This window comes from Rhizobium mesoamericanum STM3625, assembly GCF_000312665.1.
Lineage (GTDB): Bacteria > Pseudomonadota > Alphaproteobacteria > Rhizobiales > Rhizobiaceae > Rhizobium > Rhizobium mesoamericanum.
Genome location: NZ_HF536772.1, coordinates 872,638 through 878,716, shown reverse-complemented (window position 1 = coordinate 878,716; position 6,079 = coordinate 872,638). Strand labels below are relative to the sequence as shown.

Below are 6,079 nucleotides of genomic sequence, written 5' to 3'. Positions count from 1 at the left end.
TGGCTATCCGCACGAGCCATGGCGGCGACTCCTGCCTGTACTTTCCGTCCAGCTTCCACTCTCAGATGCAGAATCTTCACGGTTTGACATCCGGAGCCTCCGCGGATGACATGACTTGCGCACAACCGCGCTGTGTCAGTAGTTTCACGGGCGATACCCCCGGGCATGACATGGCTGATCCTAAAAGGATAAGCGTGCCATCCTCGCTTATGAAACGAAGACGCGCACGTGACCCGCATGACTTGTCTGCCGGAACTTCCGGTTTCGCATGTTCTCCCTGAGATCGGAGCGGCGCTGGCCACACAGGGCCGCGCCGTGCTTTCCGCCCCGCCGGGCGCCGGCAAGACGACACTTGTTCCCCTTTATCTGCTCGATCAGGATTGGCGGGGTGACGACAAGATCATCCTTCTGGAGCCGCGGCGCCTCGCCGCGCGCGCAGCGGCAGGCCGCATGGCCTCGCTACTTGGCGAGACCGTCGGCGAGACCGTCGGCTATCGCATGCGGCTCGACACCAGGGTATCCGCCAAGACCCGCGTCGAGGTCGTGACCGAAGGTGTGTTCGCCCGCATGATCCTCGAGGATCCTGAGCTCTCAGGTGTCTCAACCGTGATCTTCGACGAATTCCACGAGCGCTCACTGGATGCCGACTTCGGCCTGGCACTGGTGCTTGATGTGCAATCCGCCTTGCGCGACGACCTGCGCGTACTGGTCATGTCAGCAACGCTTGACGTCGCCCGAGTCATGACGCTCCTCGACCAGCCGCCTCTAATCGAAAGCATGGGGCGAAGCTATCCGATCGAAATCCGCTATCAGGATCGCCCAGGCGGCGAGCGCATCGAAGACGCAATGACGCGCGCCATCGTGGACGCCCACGCCAGCGAGAGCGGATCGATCCTTGCCTTCTTGCCTGGCCAGTCGGAGATCGCCCGAACCGCCGAGCGGCTCGAAGGACGCTTTGGGCCACAGACGCTGATTGCACCGCTTTTCGGCAACCTGTCACAGCGGGAACAGGACGCGGCGATCCGGCCGGCCGAGCGTGGGACGCGTAAAGTCGTGCTCGCCACCTCGGTTGCCGAGACGTCGATCACAATTGACGGCGTACGAATCGTAATCGACAGCGGCCTACAGCGGCTTCCGGTGTTCGAGGCATCAACCGGCATCACACGACTGGAAACGGTGCGCGTCTCGCGCGCTTCGGCTGATCAGCGTGCCGGACGCGCGGGGCGAACCGAGCCGGGTATTGCGATCCGTCTTTGGCATCAGGGGCAGACCGCCGCCCTGCCAGCGTTCACGCCGCCGCAGATACTTTCCAGCGATCTCTCCGGCCTGCTTCTCGATCTTGCCCACTGGGGCGTGCAGGATACCCGCGCGCTCTCCTTCGTCGACCAGCCTCCGGAGACGACGCTGTCGGAGGCGCGGAGCCTGCTGCTGCAACTCGGCGCGCTTGACAAGGATGGAGCACTCACGAAGCGCGGGAAGATGATGCGCGACCTTGCGCTGCCACCGCGTCTCGCCGCTATGGTGATCACGGCCGGGGAGACGGGGCATGCGAGGGACGCGGCAGCCCTTGCCGTGTTGCTGACCGAGCAGGGCCTCGGCGGCCTAAGCATAGACCTCGAAGAGCGAATGCGACGCTTCCGGTCGGAGCGCGGCGATCGCGCCGAAGATGCGCGTCAGCTGGCGGCTCGACTGGCCAAGGGTCTCGATGTCGCCAAGGCGACGGAACCCGGCCAGACGGGACGGCTGCTGCTGCACGCCTTCCCTGACCGAATCGCCCTGCAGCGCGGCGGCAGAGGGCGGTTCCTCATGGCGAATGGCCGTGGCGCGGAACTGCCCGAGACCGAACGGCTCGCCGGCAGCCCGATGCTCGTCATCGCTGACTTGACGGGCCGGGCGGCGCAGGGGCGCATCCTGGCGGCAGCCGAGATTTCCCGTGCCGACGTCGAAGAAGACCTGCCCGGTTCAATTTCGACCGGCGATCAGATCTTTTTCGACCGGCAAAGCCGGCAGGTCAGAGCCAGGCGGGCGACCCGGCTCGGCGCCATTGTCTTCGACGAAACGCCACTGCCACGTCCAACCGGCGAAGCTGCCAGCCGTGCGCTGGCAGAAGGTGTGTACGAGCTGGGATTGGAACAGCTGCCGTTTTCCAAAGATGCCATGCAGCTGCGGGAACGCATCGGTTTTCTTCATCGCAGTATCGGCGATCCCTGGCCTGATGTCAGCGACAAGGCATTGCTTGCACGGCTCGATGAGTGGTTCATTCCCTACCAGATCGATGCCCGGGGAATTTCCGAGATTTCCCCCTCCGGTCTTTCGAATGGGTTGATGGCGCTAATACCGCACGAGATGCAGCGGGATCTTTCACGACTAGCACCAACGCATTTCGAAGCACCGACGGGGCAACGGCATCCGATCAAATATGACGGAGAGGAACCGACATTGACGATCCGCGTGCAGGAACTCTTCGGCCTCAAGCAGCATCCGGCAATCGGTGGCGGACGACTGCCGCTGCTTCTCGAGCTGACCTCGCCGGCACACCGGCCGATCCAAACGACCCGTGATCTGCCCGGATTCTGGGCCGGCTCGTGGAAGGACGTGCGCGCCGACATGCGCGGCCGCTACCCCAAACACCCCTGGCCCGAACGGCCGGAAGACGCCATGCCGACGACAAGGGCCAAAGCTCGTGGTACATGAGCGCTAGTACGGTTCAAGGGATGTCAGATGGTCGACAATGTCGAGAGTTCGTCGGAAGAGGACAGGCATAGTAGCAGGCGCCTGAGATTGCAGACACTGGTGCGGCTGCGATGGCTTGCTGTCGGCGGCCAGGCCGTGACGGTGTTCATCGTTGCCTTCTGGTTGAAGTTTCCGCTTCCGCTCGTCGCGTGCGCGGTGCTGATAGCAGCACTGGCAGCGGTCAATTTCTACCTGATGATCCGCTATCCGCCGACCCATCGGCTCTATCCGGGCGCGGCCTTCGCGCTGCTCGGTTTCGACCTTCTGCAGCTATGTGCACTGCTCTTCATCACCGGCGGCCTTGCAAATCCTTTCGCCGCGCTCGTTTGCGTTCCTGTCATCATTTCCTTTGCATCACAGCCGATCCGCTTCAGCACGGTGCTCATTTTCATTGCAATGGTCTGCATCACCATCCTCGCGTTCTCGCCTTTTCCCTTGCCGTGGTTCGATGGTGTTGAGATCAATGTCCATACCGTGATGCAGTTCGGGGTCTGGTGCTCGATCGCATCAACCATGGCCTTTGCCGCTTTCTATGCGTATCGGGTCTCGATGGAAGCGAGCCAGCTGGCCGATGCGCTGGCGGCAACCGAACTCGTGCTGCAGCGGGAAAAGCACCTTTCGCAGTTGGACGGCCTTGCGGCCGCTGCCGCACACGAGCTTGGAACGCCGCTCGCTACAATCAGCGTCGTTGCCAAGGAGATGGAACGGGAACTCAAGGATGACGATCGCTTTCGCGAGGATGTGCAGCTTTTGCGCAGCCAGAGTGAGCGGTGTCGCGACATCCTGAGGCGGCTCGCCACACTCTCCGCTGAAGGCGAGGCCCATCTCCGGCGGCTGCCACTGTCATCGATGATGGAAGAGATCGTGGCACCGCATCGTGAATTCGCAATCAAGCTTGAGCTGATCGAGAAGAGCCCGCGCAAAGGCGAGCCTGTGACCGACCGTAATGCCGGCATCATGTATGGGCTCGGAAACCTGATCGAAAACGCCGTCGATTACGCGCGCCAAAAAGTCACGGTGACCGTTGAGCACGATGCACGGAAGGTCCGCATCACGGTCGAAGACGATGGCGAGGGCTACTCGTCGGATATTCTGACCCGGATCGGCGAGCCCTACGTAACCAAGAGACAGCGGGAAGACCGAGCCGGCGGGCTGGGACTGGGGCTCTTCATCGCCAAGACACTCCTGGAACGATCCGGTGCGTCGCTGGTGTTCGAGAACCGCATGCCGGAGGCGGCCGGAGCCCGGGTCCGTGTCGAATGGCCGCGCATGCTGATCGATGCAAATTCGACAAAATGACGCTATCGGCATAATGAAAGAAGGGAAACTTGACTTATATCAGGCAGGCGATTGCCGGGATTGACGAATATGAACGAGCTTGACCGAGAATCCTCCCACGCAGATGTAGATCATATTGGTCCGGATGCCAGCCTGCTGATTGTCGATGATGACGGGCCGTTCCTGCGCCGCCTGGCACGCGCCATGGAGACGCGCGGATTCAAGGTGGAGACTGCGGAATCGGTCGCCGAGGGTGTTGCCAAGTCGAAGACGCATCCGCCGAAATACGCCGTGGTCGACCTGCGACTCGGCGATGGCAATGGCTTGGACGTGATCGAGGCCATCCGGCAGCGTCGGGACGACACGCGGATCATCGTCCTGACCGGCTATGGAAATATTGCAACCGCCGTTACGGCGGTAAAGCTCGGCGCCGTCGATTACTTGGCTAAACCCGCTGATGCCGACGACGTCTATGCCGCGCTGACGCAGCGGGCCGGCGAGAAGGCGGAGCTTCCGGAAAACCCAATGTCAGCCGACCGGGTGCGCTGGGAGCATATTCAGCGGGTTTATGAAATATGTGAGCGCAATGTTTCTGAAACGGCGCGCCGGCTCAATATGCATCGACGAACGCTGCAGCGGATCCTAGCCAAGCGTGCGCCCAAGTAAGCTCTAAATATCGTCGATCTCGAATGGCTTGCCATTTGACCATTCGGCCATCAGCAATCGCTGGGCGGCTGCTCGGGAGAAATTCAGCGTGACCGATTTGCGGGTGGTAGGCGCAAGGCGATGCTCCGGCGCCTCGCGGATCATGTGAGCGCCGTAGCCGTCAGATAAAAATAGGCCGCAATCCTCAGGAAAGATTTCGAGCGGAACATCCTTGTGTGTCGCGAAGAACAGTCGGTCACAGTGGAGGCGATAATCCGGCCACTTGCGGTCGACTCGGAAGTCTTCGATCGAGGTCTTGATCTCGATGATCCAGATCTCTCCTTTCTCCGAAATGGTGATCAGATCCGCGCGCCGTCCGCTCGACAGCGACAGTTCCGGCAATACAGCGTGACGCATCTCATGAAGTAAAATCTGAGTCCCGCGGCGTACCAACATAGCTCTGTCCGATTGCCGACCGTCTATTAACGGATTGTTATTGTAAACACTCAAAATCGTCATGGAGAACCGTCAGTCTGGTACGCGCGTTGTTGCAAAAAAACCATGCGCTTCTAATTTGCCGCTGCGTATTGGTTTTGCCGCACTGCAACGGCTTGCAAAGGCAAAGTTAATCGAAAATAAACCATAATCAAAGATGGTTCAAAAGACCGTTCCTCCCTTGCCTATTTCCTAAGAGACATCCATGCGCATCCGCAATGCATTTCCTGTATTCGGCCTAATGGCGACGCTCGCTGTGGCCGGTTGCTCCTCGACTACCGAAAGCGCCTTGGTCGAGGAGAAGGTCGCGCCAGGGCCGACCGTCCAGACCGCGCAGATCTTCGATGACGCTTACGGCGTTACGACGGATGCCGGATATTCATTGCCGGCGATCCCGATCCAGAAGGTCAAGCCGCAATTCCGCCGTCAGATCGTATCTTACGAAACCACCGAGCGGCCGGGCACTATCATCGTCAACACTCGCGAGCGTTTCCTTTATTACATTCTGCCCGGCGGCAAGGCGATGCGTTATGGAATCGGTGTCGGAAAGCAAGGCTTCGCCTGGGCCGGCACTGCCTATGTCGCCTGGAAGCAGGAGTGGCCGACCTGGCATCCACCGAAGGAAATGGCCGAGCGCAAGCCCGAAGTCGCCAAATATGTTGAGGATGGCATGGGCCCCGGCCTTAGCAACCCGCTCGGCGCGCGCGCCATGTATCTCTTCAACGAAAACGGTCAGGACACCCTGTTCCGTCTACATGGAACGCCGGAATGGGCTTCGATCGGTACGGCTGCCTCCTCTGGCTGCATTCGTCTGATGAACCAGGACGTTATCGATCTCTACAGCCGCGTGCGCCCGGGCAAGACGACCTCGAAGGTCATCGTTATCCAGTAAGCTGCAAGCCGAAATGGGGTATTTAAAAGGCCGCCG

At 60.6% G+C, this 6,079-nt stretch carries 5 protein-coding genes; 4 read left to right on the top strand and 1 reads right to left on the bottom strand.

What is annotated here, in order from left to right; all coding sequences use genetic code 11:
* Positions 1 to 237 precede the first annotated feature (237 nt).
* The 3 genes from hrpB (at position 238) to BN77_RS04200 (ending at position 4,677) form a co-directional block, all read left to right on the top strand.
* A complete protein-coding gene (gene hrpB, locus BN77_RS04210; RefSeq protein WP_040676718.1) occupies positions 238 to 2,694 on the top strand; it encodes an ATP-dependent helicase HrpB in 2,457 nt (818 codons plus the stop codon).
* Between the two features lie 27 nt (positions 2,695 to 2,721).
* Positions 2,722 to 4,032, top strand: a complete 1,311-nt coding sequence (locus tag BN77_RS04205; RefSeq protein WP_007528790.1) for an ActS/PrrB/RegB family redox-sensitive histidine kinase — start codon at positions 2,722 to 2,724, stop codon at positions 4,030 to 4,032.
* A 69-nt stretch (positions 4,033 to 4,101) separates the two neighbouring features.
* Positions 4,102 to 4,677 carry an ActR/PrrA/RegA family redox response regulator transcription factor gene (locus BN77_RS04200; RefSeq protein ID WP_007528789.1) on the top strand — a complete coding sequence of 192 codons (576 nt, stop codon included), beginning with the start codon at positions 4,102 to 4,104 and terminating at the stop codon, positions 4,675 to 4,677.
* A gap of 3 nt (positions 4,678 to 4,680) precedes the next feature.
* Here the strand turns inward: BN77_RS04200 and BN77_RS04195 are convergent, their stop codons facing one another.
* Positions 4,681 to 5,175: an MmcB family DNA repair protein gene (locus tag BN77_RS04195; RefSeq protein WP_040676717.1), complete on the bottom strand. Its 495-nt coding sequence runs from the start codon at positions 5,173 to 5,175 to the stop codon at positions 4,681 to 4,683.
* Positions 5,176 to 5,356: 181 nt separating this feature from the next.
* Here BN77_RS04195 and BN77_RS04190 point away from each other — a divergent pair, with 181 nt between their 5' ends.
* Positions 5,357 to 6,043 (top strand): L,D-transpeptidase, encoded by a 687-nt coding sequence (locus tag BN77_RS04190; protein WP_007528787.1) that lies wholly within the window; start codon positions 5,357 to 5,359, stop codon positions 6,041 to 6,043.
* Positions 6,044 to 6,079 lie beyond the last annotated feature (36 nt).